This window comes from Pseudoxanthomonas spadix BD-a59 (assembly GCF_000233915.3).
Lineage (GTDB): Bacteria > Pseudomonadota > Gammaproteobacteria > Xanthomonadales > Xanthomonadaceae > Pseudoxanthomonas_A > Pseudoxanthomonas_A spadix.
This window is the reverse complement of record NC_016147.2, coordinates 343,467-364,824: the sequence shown is the minus strand read 5'-3', so window position 1 is coordinate 364,824 and position 21,358 is coordinate 343,467. Positions and strand designations below refer to the sequence as shown.

The following is a 21,358-nucleotide window of genomic DNA, read 5'->3' as shown; positions in this document are numbered from 1 at the left end:
AAGCGGGGGGAGAAGGTGCCGAAGGCGGATGAGGGGGGCTTTGCTGTTCACGCAAGCGGCTGACGAAAACACGGCCCAGGCGGCTCCAGCTTCGAAAACGTCCCGGCAGCCTCGCTTGGGTCGGCTTCGGTGCCCCCTCACCCCGACCCTCTCCCCCGCGAGCGGGGGAGAGGGAGCGGAGCCGGGCTTGTTGTGTCCCTTCTCCCCCGCCTGCGCGTGGAGAAGGCGCGGACAGCCGGGCTGTTGCTTCCTTCCTCTCCCCGCGCGCGGAGAGGGAGCGAAGGCGGGCTTGTTGCTCCCCTTCTCCCCCGCAAGCGGGGGAGAAGGTGCCGAAGGCGGATGAGGGGGGCTTTGCTGTTCACGCAAGCGGCTGACGAAAACGCGGCCCAGGCGGCTCCAGCTTCGAAAACGTACCGGCAGCCTCGCCTGGGTCGGCTTCGGTGCCCCCTCACCCCGGCCCTCTCCCCCGCTCGCGGGGGAGAGGGAGCGAAGGCGGACTTGTCGCTCCCTCAACACAGCTGCGTCGCGCAGCAAGAGCTCCGCCTCGCGCGACATCGCGCTCAATGACGCCCCGGCCCATCGAGCCAATGGCTCGCCCTGGCTGCTTTGGTGTTCAGCGCTGCCATCCCTGATGCGACATCGCGCTCAATGACGCCCCGGCCCGGCCATCCATGGCCGGGCGTGAAGCCAAAGCGCGGCGCGCTCGCGTCGGGGCTCACGAACGCCATCCCTGGCGCGACATCGCGCTCGGTGATGCCCCGGCCCGGCCATCCATGGCCGGGCGTGAAGCCAAAGCGCGGCATGCCGCGCTTTGGCTTCACCCCCTCGGGTGGTGTTTGGTGTGGAGCTGCTGGAGGTGCTGGCGGGCGACCAGGGTGTAGATCTGGGTGGTGGACAGCGAGCTGTGGCCCAGCATCAGCTGCAGCGAGCGCAGGTCGGCGCCGCGGTTGAGCAGGTGGGTGGCAAAGCTGTGGCGCAGGCCATGCGGGCTGACCTTGGCCGGATCGATCCCGGCCGCCGCCGCATAGCGCTTGACCAACCCCCAGAACGCCTGCCGGCTCAGCGCCCGGCGCTTGCCATCGATGAACAACGGCACCTGGCCGTCGGCCATGGCCGGCACTGCCTTGCCGGCCGACAGCTGCGGTCGCGCCTGATCCAGATAGCGCTGCAGCCAGTGCTGTGACTCCTCGCCCAGCGGCACCAGCCGCTCCTTGCTGCCCTTGCCGGTGACGCGCACCACGCCCTGGCGCAGGTTCACCGCATTGGCCGGCAGGTCCACCAGCTCGCTCACGCGCAGCCCGCAGGCGTACATCAGCTCCAGCATCGCGCGGTCGCGCAGGCCCAGCGGGGTGTCCAGGTCCGGCGCGTCCAGCAGGCCCTCGATCTGGCCTTCCGACAACGCCTTGGGCAGCGAGCGCGGCAATTGCGGCGGCTCCAGCAGTGCGGTCGGATCGTCGGCGCGCGCACCGCGCCGCACCAGCTGGCGGTAGAACGCGCGCAGGCAGGACAGCAGCCGGGCGTTGCTGCGCGGCGAGTAGCCTGCGCGCGCGCGCCAGGCCAGGTAGTCGAACAGCAACCCACGGTCCGCGGTTGCCAGCCAGTTCCCGGATGCCCTGCCCGGTGCGCCATGACGGGCGTCCTGGAGGTCCAGCCCGTCCATCCCTGGAGGGGCGCTCGCCGGCGTGGGCGCCGCTGGCTGGCCAGCGCGCCAACCCGCCCAGCGCGCCAGGCCCTGCAGGTCGCGCCGATAGCTGTCCAGTGTGGCCCGCGCCAAGCCGCCCTCGGCCCAGGCCGCGTCCAGGAAGGCGTCGATGCTGCGGGCATCGGCCGGCCCGCATCCGGGCAGTGCATTGATGACCTGGCGGCGTGCGGCGGGCGATGGCATCGCAGTAGCTTAGAACGCGCACAGAGCAGCCAGTAGCAACCAGCTCACCGAGCCCGCTCGCCCTGCTCCTCACTCCCTCGCCTTATCCTTGGCCCATGTCCGCCGAATCCGACACCGCCCCGCTCGCCCTGCCCGCGCCGCGCCGCGCCCTGCTGGGCTGGCGACTGCTGGCGCTGTTTTACGATGCCTGGCCGGTGCTGGCGCTGTGGATGCTGGTCTCGGCCGCGTTCACCCTGGGCTACACCTTCCTTGGCCACCACGCCGTACGCCAGAACATCCCGCCCTTCAGCCTGCTGCAGTGGCTGCTGTGGCTGACGTGCTGGGCGGTGGCCGGCATCTACGCCACGGTAAGTTGGCGGCGCGGCGGCCAGACCCTGGGCATGCGGCCGTGGCGGCTGGTGCTGGTCGCCGGAGACGGCGCGAACGGCCCCGGCTGGAAGACCCTGTGGCTGCGCTATGCGGTGGCCACGCTGTCGCTGTTGTGCGCGGGAGTGGGCTTCTGGTGGGCCTGGTTGGACCGCGACCGCTTGACCTGGCACGACCGTGCCAGCGGCACGCGCCTGGTGCGCAAGCCGAGGCCGCCGCGCTGATCTGCTAGCTGCTGCGACGCTTGAACAGCCACATCGAGATCACCAGCATCAGCACCGGCGCAGCCGCATAGGCCAGGCGATAATCCAGGCGCAGGGCGGTACTCATGCGGGCGAACAGCAGCTGCAGCAGCCAGAACACCAGCGCGAACATGATGCCCAGGAACAGGCGCTTGCCCGCCCCGCCGCTGCGCAGGCTGCCAAATGCGAACGGGATCGCCGCCAGGCACAGGGCCAGCACGTTCAGCGGGTAGAACCAGCGGCCCCAGTAGATCTCCTCGTAGTCGCGCGCATCCAGGTCATTGCGCCTGCGGTAGTCGATGCTGCGCTTCAGGTCGGCCGCCGCCATGTAGCGCGGCTGGCCCAGGGCGGCGGTCAGCGCGGCCGGGTCCAACCTGGACGCCCAGCGCTGCTGCGGAGCCCTGTCCTGCTGCACGGCACGGTCGCCGAAGGTGGTGCGCACCACGTCATTGAGGATCCAGCTGTCGCTGGCATGGGTGGCAGTGGCGGCGTGGGTGATGGACGCCAGGCGGCCTTCGCCATCGAGCCGGTACAGGCGCACGTCCTGCAGGACCAGCTGCTGCCGGCCATCCACCATGACCTGATCGCCGTTGCGGGCATTGAGGAACACATCGCCCTCGCGCGCCCACAGGCCGGCGTAGCGGCCGCGGGTGACGTTGCCGTACTTGGCCAGGCCCTTCAGGTTGTCGGCCTGGACCTGGCCCCAGGCGCCGACGGTTTCCATGCACAGCATCATCCCGGCGGTCAGGATCGCCAGGGTCACGGCCACCGACAGGCTCAGGCGACGCCGCGACAGCCCCAATGCGCGCAGCGCGGTCAACTCCGAACTGGCGGCCAGCTGGCCCAGGCCCATCAACGCGCCGATCACCGCCGCGGTGGGAAACAGCGTGTAGGCCCGGCGCGGGATCGTATAGGCCACGAAGGCCAGCGCGTGGGTGAAGGTGAAGTTGCCGCGTCCGATCTCGCGCAGCTGCCCGGACACGCCATTGGTCACGTCCAGGCCCAGCAGCACGGCCCACACCAGCAGCACCGTGCCCAGCACCACCTTGCCCACGTAGCGATCGTGGATGCGCGGGGTAAAACGGATCATGCGCGGGCTCCACGGCGGCGCAGCATGCGCCCATCACGGCCATAGGCCCACACCGCCAGCACCAGCAGCGGCAGGCTCAGCCACCACAGACCCAGCATGGGCGGCAGCTTGTCCTTGGCCAGCCACTGGGTGCCGTTGATCATCATCAGGAAGGCCACCAGGTAACCCAGGAAACCCAGCATCACCCGGCCATAGCGCGATTGCCGCGGCGCGCTGCGCGCCAACGGCAGGGCCAGCAGGGCGAAGGCCAGGCACAGCAGCGGCGGGGTGATGCGCGCATGCAGCTGGGCGTTGGCCTGGCTGCGCGGATCGTCCAGCAGCTGCGAGGTCGGCAGCAGCTCCGGATCATCGTCGGCCTTGCTGTCCTGGCGGTCCGGCAGGGCAACCTCGTTGCTGGCATAGCGCATCAGGCGGAAATCCTTGCCCGCCCCGGCGGGGCCCTCCACCCGGAACCCATCGCGCAGCTGCAGGAAACGCGAGGTCTCGCCTTCGAAATACATCTTGCCGGTCTTGGCGGTCACCACGTCCAGCCGATCGTCCTGCTGGCGCTGCATGAACACCTTGGACAGGTCGCGACCGTCGGCCGACATCCCGCCCACGTAGACCACCCCGCCATTGTGGAGCACGGTGAACTTGCCCGGCGCCAGTCCGGACACGATCAGCGAGCGGTTGGCATGGGCGATCATGTCCTGGCTGGTGCGCGACGCCAGCGGCCCGGCCCACAGCGAAATCAGGCCCACCAGCGCCACGATCGGGACCACCAGCATCAGCAGCGGGCGCAACATCCGCCGCGGCCCCACCCCGATCGAGGCCAGCACCGGCATCTCCGAATCGCGATACATCCGCGCGATGGCCAGCATCAACCCCAGCATCAGCGCCAGCGACAGGATCAGTGGCAGGTAGGACACCGTGGCCAGCCCGAGCTGGGACAGCAGCAGGCCTGCCGGCACCTTGCCGTCGGCCACATCGCCCAGCACATCCACCAGCACACCACCGAGGCTGACCACCAGCAGCACCATCAGCGCCGCCAGGAAACTCTGGGTGAATTCGGTGAACAGGTAACGGTCCAGCTTCGGCATCGGGCGGGGTTGCCTTACAATGACAGGTTCGAGTGCCGGTACGCGCAACAGCGCGGACCGAGGCGGACGGCGCGAGATCCAGCATCGCGGCGGCCGGCGATTGTACGTGCCTGCTGGTGAAACCGACTCACACGGAATCTGCGCAATGACCCTGGAATTCGCCCTGAACCACGAGATCCCCACCGCCGCGGCGGTCGACTGCCTGGTGGTGGGCGTGTATGCGGACAAGTCGCTCAGCGCCGCGGCCAAGGCCGTGGACCAGGCCAGCGGTGGCCGCCTGACGGCCCTGGTCCAACGCGGCGACGCCCCTGGCCGCAGCGGCCGCACCACCTTCCTGTACGACCTGCCCGGGGTCACTGCGCCGCGCGTGCTGGTGGTCGGGTTGGGCGAGGTGGCCAAGTTCAACGTGCCCACCTACCTCAAGGCCCTGACCGAAACCGCCCGCGCCCTGAAGGAAAGCGCCGCCAGCAGCGCCCTGGTCACCCTGACCGAGCTGGACGTGCCCAGCCGCGACACCGCCTGGGCAATCCGCCAGGCCGTGGCCGCCACCGAGCACGCCACCTACCGCTACAGCGCCACCCTGGGCAAGCGCAAGCTCGACGCCCAGGCGCTGGCCAAGGTCGCCTTCAGCGGCACCGATGCACAGGCCCTGGCCCAGGGCGTGGCCATCGCCGCCGGCGTGCGCTTCACCCGCGAGCTGGGCAACCTGCCGCCCAACCTGTGCACCCCGGCCTATCTGGCCCAGCAGGCGCAGGAATTTGCCGCCAGCCACGACGGCGCCGAGGCCGAGATCCTGGAAGAGGCGCAGATGGAAGCGCTCGGCATGGGTTCGCTGCTGGCCGTGGCGCGCGGCTCGGCCAATCGCCCGCGCCTGATCGTGCTCAAGTGGAACGGCGCCGCCGACCCCGCCGCACAGCCGTACGTGCTGGTCGGCAAGGGCATCACCTTCGATACCGGCGGCGTCAACCTCAAGACCCAGGGCGGCATCGAGGAGATGAAGTACGACATGTGCGGCGGCGCCACGGTGCTGGGCACCTTCGTGGCCACCGTCGGGCTCAAGCTGCCGCTGAACCTGGTGGTGGTCGTGCCGGCGGTGGAAAACGCGATCGACGGCAATGCCTATCGCCCGTCCGATGTGATCACCTCCATGTCCGGACGCACCATCGAGGTCGGCAACACCGACGCCGAAGGGCGCCTGATCCTGTGCGATGCGCTGACCTATGCCGAACGCTTCAAGCCGGCCGCGCTGGTCGACGTGGCCACCCTCACCGGTGCCTGCCTGGTCGCCCTGGGCCGCCACGCCGCCGGCCTGATGAGCAAGCACGACGATCTCAGCGATGAGCTGCTCTCGGCCGGCGAGCACGTCTACGATCGCGCCTGGCGCCTGCCGCTGTGGGACGAATACCAGAGCGCGCTGGAGTCGACCTTTGCCGACGTCTACAACATCGGCGGCCGCTGGGGCGGGGCGATCACCGCCGGCTGCTTCCTGGCCCGGTTCACCGAAGGCCAGCGCTGGGCGCACCTGGACATCGCCGGGGTGGCCAACGAAGAAGGCAAGCGCGGCATGGCCACCGGCCGTCCGGTGAACCTGCTGGCGCAGTGGCTGCTGGATCGTGCCCAAGCCGCGACCCGCTAGCACCAAAACCGGGGTCGGAGTGGTGTTTGACCCGGCCCCGGTTCGCCTGCAGCGATGCAAGCGGAAACTCCACTCTGACCCCGGTTTTCGCCCATGCGCGCCGATTTCTACCTGATCGCCAAGCCGCGCTTCCTCCAGGCGCCATTGAAGCTGGTCTGCGAGTTGACCAGGAAGTGCTACGCCACCGGCCAGTTCGCGGTGATCCTGGCCCGCGACCTGGAGCAGGCCGAGGAACTGGACGAGCTGCTGTGGGCCTTCGACGATGACGCCTACCTCCCGCACCAGATCGCCGGTATCGACGAGGACGAGGACGAAGTCACCCCGGTGCTGATCGTGCCCCCGGCGCTGGACACCCCGCAGCGACCGCTGGTGATCAACCTGCGCCAGGACGCCTACGCCGGCAGTTGCGAGCGGGTGCTGGAAGTGGTCCCGGCCGACCCGGCCGCGCGCGCACCGCTGCGCGAGCGCTGGCGCCAGTACCAGGCGCGCGGCTTCGCCCTGAACAAGCACGACATGTAGCAGCGCCCCGTGGGCGCGATGGGGCTCTGCCGGGAAAGCCCATCGCGCCCCTGCGGTGCGCTCCTACGCCCTTCCTTTCAACGATCGCCACACCATGACCGAACCGCTCGCCTCCAGCTACGACCCCAAGGCCTTCGAAACGCGCCTGTATGCGCAGTGGGAGGCCAGTGGCGCGTTCAAGCCGACCGGCATCGGCACGCCCTACACGATCCTGCTGCCGCCGCCGAACGTGACCGGCACCCTGCACATGGGCCACGCCTTTCAGCACACCCTGATGGACGCGCTGGTGCGCTACCACCGCATGCGCGGCTACGACACGCTGTGGCAGGTGGGCACCGACCATGCCGGCATCGCCACCGAGATGGTGGTGACCCGCAACATGGCCGCCGAGGGCAAGGGCCAGACCCGCGATGCCTTGGGCCGCGAGGGCTTCATCGCCAAGGTGTGGGAATGGAAGGCGCAATCGGGCGACACCATCGAGCGCCAGATGCGCCGCCTGGGCGCCTCGGGCGACTGGTCGCGCAGCACCTTCACCATGGACCGGCTGCCCTCGGCAGCCGTCAACGAAGCCTTCGTGCGCTGGTTCGAGCAGGGCCTGATCTATCGCGGCCAGCGCCTGGTCAACTGGGACCCGGTGCTCAAGACCGCCATTTCCGACCTGGAGGTGGAAAACGTCGAGGAAGACGGCTTTTTGTGGTCGATCCGCTATCCACTGGCCGATGGCGTGACCTATGAACACATCGAGCACGATGCCGATGGCAACCAGATCCTGCGGCAGGTCCGCGACTATCTGGTGGTTGCCACCACGCGCCCGGAAACCATGCTCGGCGACACCGCGGTGATGGTCCATCCGCAAGACCCGCGCTATGCCGCGCTGATCGGCAAGTCGGTGGCCTTGCCATTGAGCAACCGCACCATCCCGGTGATCGCCGACGACTACGTGGACCGTGCCTTCGGCACCGGCGTGGTCAAGGTGACCCCCGCGCACGATTTCAACGATTACCAGGTGGGGGTGCGTCACCAGCTGCCGCTGATCAACCTGTTCACCCCCACCGCCACGCTCAATGACAACGCGCCGCCCACGTATCGGGGGCTGGACCGCTACGATGCGCGCAAGCAAGTGCTGGCGGACCTGGAAGCACTGGGCCTGCTGGTCGAAGCCAAGCCGCACAAGCTGCAGGTCCCGCGTGGCGACCGCACCGGCCAGGTGATCGAGCCGTACCTGACCGACCAGTGGTTCGTGAAGATGGACGGCCTGGCCAGGCGCGGCCTGGAGCGCTTCGAAAATGGCGACATCCGCTTCGTCCCGCCCAACTGGATCAACACCTATCGGCACTGGATGGAGAACATCCAGGACTGGTGCATCAGCCGCCAGCTGTGGTGGGGCCATCGCATCCCGGCCTGGTACGACGACGCCGGCACCTGCTATGTCGCGCGCACCGAGCAGGAGGCCTACCGCAAGGCGGGTATCGACCCGCCCAATGCCACTGATGGGGGCAGCGGCGGCGGGTCAGGACCCGCCCTACGCCAGGACAGCGACGTGCTGGAAACCTGGTTCTCCTCGCAGCTGTGGCCGTTCTCGACGCTGGGCTGGCCCGATCCGCAGGCCATGGCCGAGCGCGGCTTCGACCGCTACCTGCCTTCGGACGTGCTGGTCACCGGCTTTGACATCATCTTCTTCTGGGTGGCGCGCATGGTCATGGCCACCGACAGCTTCACCGGCAAGGTGCCGTTCCGCGAGGTCTATATCACCGGCCTGATCCGCGATGCGCAGGGCCAGAAGATGTCCAAGTCCAAGGGCAACGTGCTGGACCCGCTGGACATCATCGACGGCATTTCCCTGGACGATCTGGTCGCCAAGCGCACCGGCGGGCTGATGCAGCCGAAGATGGCCGAGAAGATCGAGCGCGCCACCCGCAAGGAATTCCCCAACGGCATCGCCGCCCACGGCGCCGACGCCCTGCGCTTCACCATCACCGCACTGGCCAGCCACGGCCGCGACATCAAGTTCGACCTGTCCCGCGCCGAGGGCTACAAGAACTTCTGCAACAAGCTGTGGAACGCCAGCCGCTTCGTGCTGATGAACACCGAGGGCGCACGCTTCACGGGCGCGCCCATGCCGGTGACCGATGCCGAAAAGTGGATCCTGGCCGGCCTGGCGCGGGTCAGCGAAGAAGCCGCCACCCACTTTGCCGGCTACCGCTTCGACCTGCTCTCGCAGGCGCTGTACGAGTTCGCCTGGAACCAGTTCTGCGACTGGTTCGTCGAGCTGGCCAAGCCGGCGTTGCACGGGGCCGATACGGAAGCCGCAGACAGCACCCGCCACACCTTGCTGTACGTGCTCGAACAGCTGCTGCGCCTGCTGCATCCGCTGATCCCGTTCGTCACCGAGGCGTTGTGGCAGCAGGTGGCCCCGCGCCTGGGCCTGCCCGGCCAGAGCATTTCGCTGCAGCCCTATCCGACCGCCGAAGCGCTGGACGCAGGCACCTACGCCCAGGCCGAAGCCGACGTGGAATGGCTCAAGTCCATGGTCAGCGCCGTGCGCCGGGTGCGCAGCGAACTGGGCGTGTCGCCTGGCAGGTCGGTCGCGCTGATGCTGCAGGGCGGTGGCGACAACGACCGGCCGCGCGTGACCCGCTTCGCTTCGCAGCTGCAGTCACTGCTGCGGCTCGAATCGATCAGCTGGCTCGATGGCCAAGATGCGCCCGCGTCGGCCGCCGCCGTGGTCGGCGAGCTGCGCCTGCTGGTGCCGCTGCAAGGCCTGGTCGACCTGGACGCCGAGCGCGCGCGCCTGGACCGGGAAATCGCCAGGGTCGCCGGCGAGCGCGAGAAGAGCCAAACCAAGCTGGCCAGGTTCAGCGACAAGGTCCCGCCGGCCGTGGTCGAGCAGGAGCGCGCCCGCCTGATCGACTGGACCACCCAGCTTGGCGCCCTGCAGGACCAGCGCGCCAGGCTCTAACAAAACCGGGGTCCAAAACCGGGGTCAGAGTGAAGTTTCGACCTTGCTGCTCATTGCGGCAGCGACGATCGGCGAAACTTCACTCTGACCCCGGTTTTAGTCGAGCAACTCGATTGCCATGACGATGGCGTCCTCGCGGCCGCCGTGCGCGGGGTAATAGCGCGGACGCCGGCCGATCTCGTTGAAGCCTTCGCTGTGGTAGAGGGCGATGGCATGCGGATTGGACGGACGCACTTCCAGGAATACCCGCTCGGCACGGCGCTCGCGCGCGCCACGCACCAGCGCGCGCAGCAGGTAGCGGCCCAGGCCGCGGCCCTGGCGCTCGGGCGCCACGCAGACGTTGAGGATGTGGGCTTCGTCCACCGCCATGCTGAGCACGCCATAGCCGATCGGCAACCCGCGCTCCAGCAGCAACCAGGCCGGATAGCCCGCCGCCAGGCAGTCGCGGAAGATGCCGCGCGTCCACGGGAACGGATAGGCGCGCAGCTCGATCGCCATGACCTCTTCCAGGTCGGCTTCGCGCATCGGCCGCAGGGTGACATCGCTCCTTTGATCAAGGGCGTGGCCGGGGTCGAAGCGCAGCGCGCTCACCGGCCCGCCTTGCGCAGCGCGCGCAGCAGCGGCCACAGCGCGCGCTTGGCTGCCGGGTTGCCGCGCAGGGCCGCCGTATCGGGCCAGCTGGCGATGATCGCGGCCGACTCGGGCGCATTCGGGTTCAGGCCCGAGGCGCGGATCAACTCGAAACGCAGGGCGTCGTGCAGGCGCGCGCCGGCCCGGGGCGGCGGCGTGGGTGCACGGTGTGCGGGCCCGGCCTGCGCCAGGGTCGGTGCAGGCGGCGCGGGACCTCGCGTGGACGGCGCGGCCTGGCGCGGCGATGGCGAAGGACGCGAAGAAGGGCGTGCTTCCGGCGCGCGCGCAGGCGCCGGCGCCGCGGCGAGCGGCAGGCTGCCCGGCACCCACACGGTGTGGCCCAGCGCCTGCAGCCAGGCGTGCTGCTCGCCGGTCCACAGCGGCTGGCCCTTGAGGCTCATGTGGCCGCGTCCCTGCGCCCCCGGCGCTGCATGGCCCACATCACCGGGCCAGACAAGGCGTACAGCACCGCGATCACGCACAACGTGCGCGGCAGGTCGATGACCAGCACCGCAATCACCACCGGGATCAATGCCACCAGCAGAAATGGCACCCGGTCGGCGCGTGCGCCGCCGGCGCCGGTGCCCTTGAAGCTCCAGAAGCGGATCCGGCTGACCATCAGCAGCGCCGACACCAGGGTCACTGCCAGTGCCACATAGCGCAGCTGCTCGCCGCTCCACATCAGCTCGCCGTCGGCAAAGGCCCACACGAAGGACATCATCAGCCCGGCCGCGGCCGGGCTGGCCAGGCCGATGAACCAGCGCTTGTCGGCGGTGCCGGCCTGGGTATTGAAGCGCGCCAGGCGCAGCGCCGCGCAGGCCGCATACAGGAAGGCCACCGCCCAACCCACCCGGCCCATGGTCTGGCCGTCCAGCTGCAGCGCCGACAGCGACCAGTGGTACATCACCAGCGCCGGGGCCATGCCGAAGCTGACCAAGTCGGCCAGTGAGTCGTATTGCACACCAAAGGCGCTGCTGGTCCCGGTCAGGCGCGCCACGCGTCCATCCACCCCGTCCATCAGCCCGGCGATGAACACCGCGATGGCCGCCGCCACGAACTGCGCATTGGACGCGGCAATGATCGCGTAGAACCCGGAAAACAGGCCGGCGGTGGTGAACAGGTTGGGCAGCAGGTACATGCCGCGGACCCGCTTGGGCTGGTTGAGCTCGTTCATCGCGTCAGTTTAGCCTTGCCGCCGCGCCTGGCGGGGCGTGCCGGGGCCGATGACGGCTTGCCAGCCGGGGCTGCGAGTGCTGCAATCGGCGCCCATTGCGACACTCTGAAGCGGAGCTGGTCCATGCGCCTGTCCACCTGCCTGATCCTGTCGGCCCTGCTGGCCGCCCCGCTGGCCTGCGCCCAGAGCATGTACCAGTGGAAGGACGCCCAGGGGGTGACCCACTACTCGGATGTGCCGCCGCCCAAGAGCAAGCTGGAAGGCAAGCCGATCAACGCCGCCGACGCCATGGCCCGCGGCAGCACGCCAGCCACCGCCCAGGCCGCGCCGGCCGAAAGCGCGCAGTGCTCCAGCGCCCGCCTCAACCAGAAGATCCTCTCCGGCGCCGCACCGGTACGACAAATGGGCGCCGACGGCAAACCCGGCGCGGTGCTCAGCGATGCCCAGCGCGCCAGCCAGCGCGAGCTGGCCGACGCCGTGGTCAAGGCCTACTGCACGCCGGCTGACGCCGGCCGCTGACCCAGGCATACCCTGGCGGCACGCGTTCGGCCTCCGCTCCTCGCACGCGGGAAAGAGGACTGTGGGGGGATTTTCGCTTGAAGGTCCCCAGCCTATTGCAGCCGGCTCCGGAACGTCGACGACCATCTTCCGCATGGCCTCGCCCCCTCACCCCGACCCTCTCCCCCGCAGGCGGGGGAGAGGGAGCAAGGCAACACCGGCACCTGTGATCCCGGCGCGGCTCGGCGGGGCGGCAAACTTCGCCAGAGCTCACCGTGGATCATTCATCGAGCCAGGTCGACAGGCAGACAATCCCGCGGCCACCGACGCGGCGCTGCGGCAACTGGCAAAATGCCCGCTTTCCGCTTTCGCGATGTCCTGCCGATGCGCCTGTCGCAGTTCCACCTCCGCACCACCAAGGAAACCCCCGCCGACGCCGAGCTGATCAGCCACCGGCTGATGCTGCGCGCCGGCATGATCCGCAAGCTGGCCTCGGGCCTGTACACCTGGTCGCCGCTGGGCCTGCGCGTGCTGCGCAAGGTCGAGGCCATCGTGCGCGAGGAGATGAACCGCGCCGGCGCCCAGGAGATGCTCATGCCCACCATCCAGCCACGCGAGCTGTGGGAAGAGACCGGCCGCTGGGAGAAGTTCGGCCCGCAGCTGCTCAAGGTGACCGACCGCAAGGACCAGGCCTTCTGCTATGCGCCCACCGCCGAGGAAGTGGTCACCGATTTCGCCCGCAACGAGCTGTCCAGTTACCGGCAGCTGCCGGTGAACTTCTACCAGATCAACACCAAGTTCCGCGACGAGATCCGCCCGCGCTTTGGCGTGATGCGCGCGCGCGAGTTCCTGATGAAGGACGCCTATTCCTTCCACCTGAGCCAAGCGGACCTGGCGCGCGAATACCGCAACATGCATGCGGCCTACACCCGCATCTTCAGCCGCCTGGGCCTGGAGTTCCGCGCGGTGCTGGCCGACAGCGGCGCCATCGGCGGCGATGCCTCGCAGGAATTCCACGTGCTGGCCGGCTCCGGTGAGGACGCGCTGGCCTTCTCCACCGCGTCGGACTATGCGGCCAACGTGGAAACAGCCACGGCCGCCGAACCGGCGCCACGCCCCGCGCCGGCCGAGGCGCTGCGCAGGATCGACACCCCTACCCAGAAGACCTGCGAGGCGGTGGCCGAGCTGCTGGGCATCGCCCTGCAGCGCACGGTCAAGTCGATCGCCATCACCGCCGCCGACGGCACCTTCGTGCTGGCGCTGGTGCGCGGCGATCACCAGGTCAACGAAATCAAGCTGGCCAAGGTGCCGGGCCTGGCCGGCTACCGCATGGCCAGCGAAGCGGAAATCCTGGCGCAGCTGGGCAGCGAGCCCGGCTTTCTGGGCCCGATCAACGCCAGGCAGCCGATCCGGGTGGTCGCCGATCGCGATGTGGCGGCGTTGGCCGACTTCGTGGTCGGTGCCAACCAGGCCGGTTTCCATCTGGCCGGGGTCAACTGGGGCCGCGATCTGCCAGAGCCCGAGGTGATCGCCGACATCCGCAACGTGGTCGAAGGCGACCGCGCGGTCGATGGCGGGCAGATCAGGCTTGCGCGCGGCATCGAGGTCGGCCACATCTTCCAGCTCGGCCGCACCTACACCCAGGCGCTGGGCGCCACGGTGCTGGACGAAAACGGCAAGGCCGCGGTGATGCTGATGGGCTGCTACGGCATCGGCGTGTCGCGCATCGTCGCGGCGGCCATCGAACAGAACCACGATGCCAACGGCATCATCTGGCCCGATGCGATGGCACCGTGGCAGGTCGCGGTGTGCATGATCAATCCCAAGCACGATCCGGCAGTCAGTGCGGCCGCGCAGGCACTGCTGGAAGAACTGCAGGCGGCCGGCCTGGACGCGGTGCTGGATGATCGCGGCCTGCGCCCCGGCGCGATGTTCGCCGACATCGAACTGATCGGCATTCCGCACCGGATCGTGGTATCCGAACGTGGCCTGATCGCCGGCACCTATGAATACCGCGCGCGTCGGGCCGACGCGGCCGAGAACCTGGGGAAAGCCGCACTGCTGGAACGCCTGCGCGCAGGCTGAAATCCGCGTCATTGCAGCAACAAGGGGCCGGCCAGTTCCGGCCTTTTGTTTGCCAGTTAATCGGTGGATTTGTATCGAATAACCTATTCGGATTAGAATCGGGCGCACCCGGCAAGGGCCGGCCCCCTTTTCCATTCCAAATCGGAGTTATTCGATGTCGATAGACCTGTCCGGCCTGTCCCCCAAAGAACTCGCCTCGCTGATCAGCCAGGCGCAGAAGCGGCAGACGGTGATTGCCAAGCGCACACCCATTACCAAGGTCCGCAGCCGCATCCTGAAATTCGCCAAGTCGGAAGGGTATTCCCTCGAGGAACTGTTCGGCACCGCCGGCGCCGCTGCACCGACCCGCGGCAGGGGCGCCAGGAAAACCAGCCCCACCGCCGGCCGCAAGCTGGGCAAGGTCCCGGCGAAATACCGCAATCCGGCCAACAGCAAGGAAACCTGGAGCGGCCGCGGCAAGCAGCCGCGCTGGCTGGCCGCCTATGTCGCGGCGGGCAAGAAGCCGGAGGATTTCCTGATCAAGCAGCCGAAGAAGTAACCCCGCCGCCTGGCAGGTAAAATCCGGTTGCAACGAAGAACGCCGGCATCGCCGGCGTTCCTCGTTGCAACCGGACCGGTGCGGCCGGTCGATTCAAAGCGCCTTGCGCGCCGGCACCAGCAGGTTGCCAAACAGCAGGCCGGCCACCAGCGCCATCAGGATCTGCAACACCACCAGCAAGGTGGAATCGCGGCTGGGCGCGCCGCCTTGGACCAGCGCCATCAGGCTGCGCAGGCTGGCGCTGCCGGGCACCAGCATGATGATGCCCGGCAGGCGGATCAGTGCACCGGGCCGGTTGAAACGCCGGGCAAACAGATTGCCCAGTGCGGTCATCACCAGCGCCGAGAGGAACAGTCCCACCGGACTGCCCCAGGCCTTGCCTGCATAACGCGAGATCAGATACCCGCAGATCGCCGCGCCCATCACCCACACATAATCGCGGCGATGGGCCTTGAACAGGACCGCGAAGGCATAGCCGCTGACCACCAGCGCGACCCATTCCACCCAGTCCGGCTGCGGCCACAGCGCACGCACTTCCGGATACAGGTCCAGCATCTGCGCCAGGGTCACTGCGATGATGCTGCCCACGGTGAGCTTGATCACCGTGGTCACCGCGCCGGCAAAGCGTGCCGTGCCCGACACCCAGTGCTGGCTGGTCAGCTCGTTGAACGCGTTGGTCAGGGTCATGCCCGGCAGCAGCACCACCAGCGAGGCGATGATCACCGTGTTGAGGTTCAGCGGTGCGACCACGTTGGACACCAGGATCGCCACCAGGCCGGCGACCAGCGAGGCGATCGCGTCGGCGGCCTCGCGCAGTTGCGGGCGGCGATCGCCGAGCTGGGACAGCACACCGATCAGCAGGCCGATCAGGGCCGCCGTGGCGATGTCCAGCCAGGGCAGCCGCCACAGTCCAGCCACGCCGCCGGCGGCCAGGCCGAAGGCCAGGATCTGCTTCATGCGGAAACCGGCCGAGGGCGTGCGGTCCAGCGCGCGCAGGTCGGCGTGGCCCTGGGCCAGGGTCATCTGCCCGGCGGCCACGGCCTCGGCGATGCGGTCGGCTTCGCTGAGCTTGTGCAGGTCGTTCTCGCCCGGCGCCAGGCGGATCACGCGGGTGGTGTCGCTGGCGCCCAGCGCGCGCCCGGGATCGGAAAAACTCAGGATCATGCCGGTCGGATTGGACCAGGGCTCGCAGTCCAGCCCCAGCCGCGCCGACAAGGCCAGGATGCTGCCCTCCAGGCGCTGGGCGGTGGTGCCGTAACGGTGCAGGCGCGCGGCGATTTCGCAGACGAAGGCGATCCGCTGGGCGTAGGTGGCAGGTGCAGGGGGGCGCGACATCGCGACAGTCTAGGGGGAGTGCGGCCCTTCCCCTACACTGGCGCGCCTGGCACAGGCCCACGCCACATGCCGCTTCGAACCTCCGCATGAACATCGGCCTGGGCCACGCCATGGCGCTGGGCAGCGCCGCGACCTGGGCCTTCGGGGTGATCCTGGCGCGACAGCTGGGCGCCACGCTGCCACCGGCGGCCTTGAACCTGTTCAAGAACGGCCTGGTCCTGGCCGTGCTGGCGCCGCTGGCCCTGATCAGCACGCACGGACAGCTGCCCGCATTGACAGGCAGCCAGCTGGCGCTGTCACTGGCCAGTGGCGTGCTGGGGATTGCCGTGGCCGACACGCTCTACTTCCGCGCGCTCAACGAACTGGGCGCCGGGCGCATGGGCGTGGTCGGCAACCTCTACAGCCCGCTGGTGCTGGTGCTGGGACTGGTGTTCCTGGACGAGCGTCTGGGACCGTGGCAATGGCTGGGCTTTGCCCTGGTGGCCGGCGGGGTGACGCTGGTCGCGCGCCCATCGAAGCGGGGGCAGCGCCAGTCGGCACACAGCCTGCGCGGGCTGGGGATCGGGCTGGGATCGATCGCACTGATGGCGATCTCGATCGTCATGCTCAAGCGCGTGCTGGAAGCCCAGCCGCTGCTGTGGATCAGCCTGCTGCGCCTGGCCGGCGCGGTCGCCGCGCTGTTGCTGCTGCGGACCTGGCCGCGCATGCGCCGGCATTTCCAGTTCGTGGCCGCGAACGTGCCCTGGCCGCGGCTGGTCGTGGCGGCGCTGTGCGGACAGGGCCTGTCGATGGTGCTCTGGCTGGGCGGCTACAAGTACGCGCCGGCCGCGGTGGCGGCGATCCTCAACGAGTCGGCTTCTGTCTTCCTGGTCATCCTGGGGGCGCTGTGGCTGCGCGAACCGCTGGGGCGGCGCGCGCTGGCCGGCGTGGCCCTGACCTTCACCGGCATAGCCTGTATGCTCGCCGCCAGACCGCCATGACGCCCGCCCAGACACAGCCCGAGGTCCGCATCGACCCGGCCGAGCCCACGCGGGCCAGGCTGCTGGGCAACTGGACGTTGGCGTCCGCGCTGGAAATCGGCAGGCAGCTACAGGCCCTCCCGGAACAAGCCACCGTCCTGGATGCCACCGAGGTCGGGCGCATCGACTCGGCCGGGGTGCTGGCCCTGATGCGCCATGCCAACCGTCGCCACCTTGCACCGGAGAACCTGCACTTTCGCCAGGATCACAAGGCGCTGGTGTCCAGCATCGAGGACGTGGCCGACGACCGGCCCAAAAAGAAGCGCGACCTGGGGTTTCTGGCCGCGCTGGGCCGGCTGGGGTTCCAGGTCCAGGGCTACGGCCACAAGATCATGGCGCTGCTGAGCTTCACCGGCGAGAACCTGGTCAAGCTGCTGCGCATCGCCCATGAGCCCCGGCGCCTGCGGCTGACCTCCACCGTGTACCACATGGAACAGGTCGGCCTGGATGCGGTGCCGCTGGTGGCGCTGCTGTCCTACCTGGTGGGCGCGGTGATCGCGTTCCTGGGTTCGACCATCCTGCGCGACTTCGGCGCGGAGATCTATGTGGTCGAGCTGGTCTCCATCGCCACCCTGCGCGAACTGGCCGCGCTGATGACCGCGATCGTGGTGGCCGGCCGGACCGCCAGTGCCTTCACCGCCCAGATCGGCGCGATGAAGAGCCGCGAGGAGATCGACGCGATCCGCACCCTTGGCCTGGACCCGATCGACCTGCTGGTGATCCCGCGCCTGATCGCGCTGCTGGTGTGCCTGCCGCTGCTGACCTTCGTGGCAATGATGGCCGGCCTGGCCGGCGGCGTCACCGTGGGCGCGTTCAACCTGGACATTCCGCCGCAGCAGTACCTGGCGCGCCTGCACGACACCATCCAGGTGCGGCACATGCTGGTCGGGCTGGTCAAGGCGCCGGTGTTCGCCGTGGTGATCGGCCTGATCGGCTGCCTGGAAGGCCTGCACGTCGAAGGCACCGCGCAGTCGGTCGGCGAGCACACCACCTCGGCGGTGGTCCAGACCATCTCGCTGGTGATCGTCATCGATGCCCTGGCCGCGCTGTGGTTCATGCAGGTGGGCTGGTGAGGACGGGGCCGGGACTGGGGACTGGGGACTGGGGACTGGTCGAAGGCGATCGCGCGGTGCTGCACGCATGGAAGGCTTCGCGGTGACCAGTCCCCAGTCCCCAGTCCCCAGTCCCGACGACGACGATGCCGCCATCCAGGTCCGCGGCCTGGTCAACCGCTTCGGCGAGCAGACCGTGCACGACGGTCTGGACCTGGACGTGCGCCGCGGCGAGATCCTCGGCGTGGTCGGCGGCTCGGGCAGCGGCAAGTCGGTGCTGATGCGCTCCATCCTGGGGCTGCAGGTTCCCGAGGCCGGGCAGATCCAGGTCCTCGGCCTGGACGCGCGCAGTAACGACCGCGCCTCGCGCCAGCAGATCGAGCGCAACACCGGCGTGCTGTTCCAGGATGGCGCACTGTTCTCCTCGCTGACCGTGGGCGAGAACGTGCAGGTGCCGCTGAAGGAACACCACCCGGACCTGCCCGAATCCTTCCGCTACGAACTGGCCCTGCTCAAGGTCAAGCTGGCCGGGCTGCCGGGCGAGACCGTCAACAAGCTGCCCTCGCAGCTGTCCGGCGGCATGCGCAAGCGCGCCGGCCTGGCCCGGGCGCTGGCGCTGGACCCGCCGCTGCTGTTCCTGGACGAACCCACCGCCGGGCTGGACCCGATCGGCGCGGCCGCCTTCGACCGCCTGATCAAGACCCTGCAGGAAGCGCTGGGGCTGACCGTGTTCCTCATCACCCATGATCTGGACACCCTGTACGCTATCTGCGATCGGGTGGCGGTGCTGGCCGACAGGAAGGTCGTCGCCACCGCCCCCTTGCCCGAAATCGAACGACTGGACCACCCGTGGGTCCAGGATTATTTCCACGGACCGCGCGCCCGGGCCGCGCGCGCCGCGCGCTGACTGCGGAGAACAGGGATTTGGAAACCAAAGCCAACTACGTGCTGATCGGCGCCTTCACCCTGGTGGTGGGCCTGGGTCTGTTGCTGTTCGGCCTGTGGGCAGCCAAGTACTCGTCCGAAAGCAGCTGGCAGGAATACCAGGTGGTGTTCCGCGAGGCCGTCACCGGCCTGAGCGTGGGCAGCCCGGTGCAGTACAACGGCATCGCGGTCGGCTCGATCACCAAGCTGTCGCTGGCGCCGAACGACCCCAGCCAGGTCATCGCCAGGATCCGCCTGGACGCGAGCACCCCGGTCAAGACCGACACCACCGCCAAGCTGGCCATCACCAGCCTGACCGGTCCGTCCATCATCCAGCTCAGCGGCGGTTCGCCGGCCTCGCGCAAGCTCACCGAGGTGGACCAGCGCGACGCACCGGTGATCCGCACCAGTCCTTCGGCCCTGCAGAACATCACCGACACCGCCAACCGGATCGTGGAGAAGATGGACCAGGTGCTGAGCGACGAGAACGTGGCCGCGATCTCGGCCACGCTGGTCAACCTGCAGAAGATCAGCGGCGACATCTCCAACCGCGAAGCCGGCGTGCAGGCCTTGCTGGTGTCCGCGCGCGATGCCGCCAGGAAACTGGATACCACCCTGACCACCGCCAACGGCACCCTGTCGGACCTGGACAGGAATGTGGTCCAGCAGCTCCCGCAGACCCTGGCCAGGCTGGATGCCGCGCTGGCCAAGCTGGACTCGGCCGCCGGCAACGCCGACGCGATCCTGGGCGAGAACCGCCAGGCCATCAACAGCTTCGCCAACGACGGCCTGGCCCAGCTGGGCCCGACCTTGAGCGAACTGCGCGGCCTGATCCGCGACCTGCGCCGGGTCAGCGATCGGCTGGAAGGCAACCCCGCCCGCTACCTGCTCGGCCGCGACGCACCCAAGGAGTTCACACCAGAATGAAGGCACCGCTCATCCTGATCCTGGGCGCCGCGCTCGCCCTGGCCGGCTGTTCCTCGCTGCTGGGCGGCGGCGCCGACCGACCGACCGCGATCTATTCGCCGCAGGTGCAGGTGGTGCCCGATCCAGGCTGGCCTTCGACACCGGCCTCGATCGTGGTGGCCAAACCCAGCGCCGCACGCGTGCTGGACAGCTCGCGCATCGCGGTGCGGCCGACCCCGGACGAACTGCAGGTCTACCAGGGCGCCGCCTGGGCACAGAGCGCCACCGCCATGCTGCAGGACGCGGTGGTGCGCACGCTGGAGGATTCCGGCAAGACCACCGGCGCCGGCACCGCCGAATCGGGCATCCGCGGCACTTACAAGCTGATGCTGCACATCCGCCATTTCGAAGCCGACTACGCAGGTGGCCAGGTGCCCTCGGTGGTGCTGGTGGTCAACGCCAAGCTGGTACAGAACCAGGACCAGAGCGTGGCCGCCTCGCGCACCTTCAACGTGACCCAGCCCGCCGCCGGCACCGGCACCGCCCAGGTCGTGCAGGCCTTCGACCAGGCCCTTGCGCAGTTGACCAGCCAGATCGTCGGCTGGACCCTGGCCAGCGCCCAAGCGCAGCCAGCGACACCGTAGAAGCACACGCACCGTAGGAGCGCACCGCAGGGGCGCGATGGGGCTTTCGTAGAAGCACCTCAGGGCGCGATGGGGCTTCCCCGGTGAAGCCTCTCGCGGCCCTGCGGTCCGCTCCTACACGGTCCGGCGCAGGCTCAAACGCCCGCATCGACGATCCGGCGGAAAGTCAGATTGATCCGCGGCCCCCCCGGCCTGGCCGTGCGCGGCAGGGCATGCTGCCAGTCGCGCTGGCTCGCCCCCCGCATCACCAGCAGGCTGCCCGGTTCCAGCACGAGGGCCTGCTTGACCGCATGATCATCGCGCCGGCGCAGCACGAACCGCCGCGCCGCGCCCAGGCTGAGCGAGGCGATCACCGGCTCCGGGCCCAGCTCCGGCTCGTCATCGCTGTGCCAGCCCATCGCATCGCGCCCATCCCGGTACAGATTGGCCAGCACACTGTTGAAATCGACACCCAGCTCCTCCCGCAGCCGCTGCCGCAACGGCAACAGCGCATGCGGCCACGGCTGCGGCGCGAAGGTCCGCCCCGAGTACCGATACACCGCCCCCGGATCCCCGATCCAGCAACTCAACCGCGGCGCGTGCACCCAGCGCCCGAACAGGCGCAGACGATGGGTTTCCCAGGAGATCGCCTGGCTGAGGGCCGCATTCAATGCTTCAGCTGCGGGCGCCGCCATCCAGTCCGCGAACCGGACGAGGCCGGTCTGGTCCAGGTTCGTGTCCAAGTTTTCCTCCCGTGTGGGCCCTGGTGCCCGTTTAGCGCAATTCTGGGATCATGCC

General features: G+C 69.0%; 19 protein-coding genes and 1 pseudogene. 12 read left to right on the top strand and 8 right to left on the bottom strand.

Annotated features, from left to right (window positions below; genetic code table 11):
• Positions 1-817: 817 nt before the first annotated feature.
• Positions 818-1,885, bottom strand: coding sequence for a site-specific tyrosine recombinase XerD (locus DSC_RS01605; RefSeq protein WP_014159364.1), 1,068 nt, complete (start codon positions 1,883-1,885; stop codon positions 818-820).
• 95 nt (positions 1,886-1,980) lie between these two features.
• On the opposite strand from DSC_RS01605, the gene DSC_RS01600 reads away from it, so the two are divergent.
• Complete coding sequence (locus tag DSC_RS01600; protein ID WP_014159363.1) at positions 1,981-2,475, top strand: RDD family protein; 495 nt, start codon at positions 1,981-1,983, stop codon at positions 2,473-2,475.
• A gap of 4 nt (positions 2,476-2,479) precedes the next feature.
• On the opposite strand, the gene lptG is transcribed toward DSC_RS01600, so the two are convergent.
• Together lptG and lptF are read right to left on the bottom strand one after the other, a co-directional pair.
• Positions 2,480-3,583: an LPS export ABC transporter permease LptG gene (gene lptG, locus DSC_RS01595; protein ID WP_014159362.1), complete on the bottom strand. Its 1,104-nt coding sequence runs from the start codon at positions 3,581-3,583 to the stop codon at positions 2,480-2,482.
• On the bottom strand, positions 3,580-4,662 hold the full coding sequence (gene lptF / locus DSC_RS01590) for an LPS export ABC transporter permease LptF (RefSeq protein ID WP_014159361.1): 1,083 nt from the start codon (positions 4,660-4,662) through the stop codon (positions 3,580-3,582). Before lptF ends, lptG begins: the two co-directional genes overlap by 4 nt.
• A gap of 145 nt (positions 4,663-4,807) precedes the next feature.
• On the opposite strand from lptF, the gene DSC_RS01585 reads away from it, so the two are divergent.
• The 3 genes from DSC_RS01585 (at position 4,808) to DSC_RS01575 (ending at position 9,776) form a co-directional block, all read left to right on the top strand.
• Positions 4,808-6,298 (top strand): leucyl aminopeptidase, encoded by a 1,491-nt coding sequence (locus DSC_RS01585; RefSeq protein WP_014159360.1) that lies wholly within the window; start codon positions 4,808-4,810, stop codon positions 6,296-6,298.
• A gap of 93 nt (positions 6,299-6,391) precedes the next feature.
• On the top strand, positions 6,392-6,817 hold the full coding sequence (locus DSC_RS01580) for a DNA polymerase III subunit chi (RefSeq protein WP_014159359.1): 426 nt from the start codon (positions 6,392-6,394) through the stop codon (positions 6,815-6,817).
• Between the two features lie 94 nt (positions 6,818-6,911).
• The gene (locus tag DSC_RS01575) at positions 6,912-9,776 is read left to right on the top strand and encodes a valine--tRNA ligase (protein WP_014159358.1); all 2,865 of its coding nucleotides are present in this window, start codon (positions 6,912-6,914) and stop codon (positions 9,774-9,776) included.
• A 96-nt stretch (positions 9,777-9,872) separates the two neighbouring features.
• Here the strand turns inward: DSC_RS01575 and rimI are convergent, their stop codons facing one another.
• Genes rimI through pssA form a run of 3 tightly spaced genes read right to left on the bottom strand, consistent with a single transcriptional unit; the run spans position 9,873 to position 11,580 of the window.
• Positions 9,873-10,367, bottom strand: coding sequence for a ribosomal protein S18-alanine N-acetyltransferase (rimI, locus tag DSC_RS01570; RefSeq protein WP_014159357.1), 495 nt, complete (start codon positions 10,365-10,367; stop codon positions 9,873-9,875).
• Entirely contained in the window at positions 10,364-10,807 is a 444-nt protein-coding gene (locus DSC_RS01565) for a hypothetical protein (RefSeq protein ID WP_014159356.1), read from the bottom strand. The genes rimI and DSC_RS01565 overlap by 4 nt, the downstream gene beginning before the upstream one ends.
• Entirely contained in the window at positions 10,804-11,580 is a 777-nt protein-coding gene (gene pssA / locus DSC_RS01560; protein WP_014159355.1) for a CDP-diacylglycerol--serine O-phosphatidyltransferase, read from the bottom strand. Before pssA ends, DSC_RS01565 begins: the two co-directional genes overlap by 4 nt.
• Before the next feature lie 123 nt (positions 11,581-11,703).
• Between pssA and DSC_RS01555 the strand changes: the two genes are divergently transcribed.
• The 3 genes and pseudogenes from DSC_RS01555 to DSC_RS01545 form a co-directional block, all read left to right on the top strand.
• Entirely contained in the window at positions 11,704-12,099 is a 396-nt protein-coding gene (locus DSC_RS01555) for a DUF4124 domain-containing protein (RefSeq protein ID WP_014159354.1), read from the top strand.
• Positions 12,100-12,462: 363 nt separating this feature from the next.
• A complete protein-coding gene (locus DSC_RS01550; RefSeq protein ID WP_014159353.1) occupies positions 12,463-14,163 on the top strand; it encodes a proline--tRNA ligase in 1,701 nt (566 codons plus the stop codon).
• Between the two features lie 154 nt (positions 14,164-14,317).
• Positions 14,318-14,689, top strand: a pseudogene (locus DSC_RS01545) (H-NS histone family protein); the annotation flags it as partial.
• Positions 14,690-14,794: 105 nt separating this feature from the next.
• On the opposite strand, the gene DSC_RS01540 reads toward DSC_RS01545, so the two are convergent.
• Entirely contained in the window at positions 14,795-16,036 is a 1,242-nt protein-coding gene (locus DSC_RS01540; RefSeq protein ID WP_014159351.1) for a threonine/serine exporter family protein, read from the bottom strand.
• An 86-nt stretch (positions 16,037-16,122) separates the two neighbouring features.
• Here DSC_RS01540 and DSC_RS01535 point away from each other — a divergent pair, with 86 nt between their 5' ends.
• The 5 genes from DSC_RS01535 to DSC_RS01515 all read left to right on the top strand — a co-directional run bounded on the left by DSC_RS01535 (position 16,123) and on the right by DSC_RS01515 (position 20,581).
• Positions 16,123-17,016, top strand: coding sequence for a DMT family transporter (locus DSC_RS01535; RefSeq protein ID WP_014159350.1), 894 nt, complete (start codon positions 16,123-16,125; stop codon positions 17,014-17,016).
• Positions 17,013-18,128 carry an ABC transporter permease gene (locus DSC_RS01530; protein ID WP_014159349.1) on the top strand — a complete coding sequence of 372 codons (1,116 nt, stop codon included), beginning with the start codon at positions 17,013-17,015 and terminating at the stop codon, positions 18,126-18,128. Before DSC_RS01535 ends, DSC_RS01530 begins: the two co-directional genes overlap by 4 nt.
• A 67-nt stretch (positions 18,129-18,195) precedes the next feature.
• The gene (locus DSC_RS01525) at positions 18,196-19,014 is read left to right on the top strand and encodes an ABC transporter ATP-binding protein (protein ID WP_014159348.1); all 819 of its coding nucleotides are present in this window, start codon (positions 18,196-18,198) and stop codon (positions 19,012-19,014) included.
• A 17-nt stretch (positions 19,015-19,031) separates the two neighbouring features.
• Entirely contained in the window at positions 19,032-19,958 is a 927-nt protein-coding gene (locus DSC_RS01520) for an MlaD family protein (protein ID WP_014159347.1), read from the top strand.
• A complete protein-coding gene (locus tag DSC_RS01515) occupies positions 19,955-20,581 on the top strand; it encodes an ABC-type transport auxiliary lipoprotein family protein (RefSeq protein WP_014159346.1) in 627 nt (208 codons plus the stop codon). Before DSC_RS01520 ends, DSC_RS01515 begins: the two co-directional genes overlap by 4 nt.
• A gap of 134 nt (positions 20,582-20,715) precedes the next feature.
• Here the strand turns inward: DSC_RS01515 and DSC_RS01510 are convergent, their stop codons facing one another.
• Positions 20,716-21,303, bottom strand: coding sequence for an alpha-ketoglutarate-dependent dioxygenase AlkB family protein (locus DSC_RS01510; RefSeq protein ID WP_014159345.1), 588 nt, complete (start codon positions 21,301-21,303; stop codon positions 20,716-20,718).
• Between the last annotated feature and the right edge of the window lie 55 nt (positions 21,304-21,358).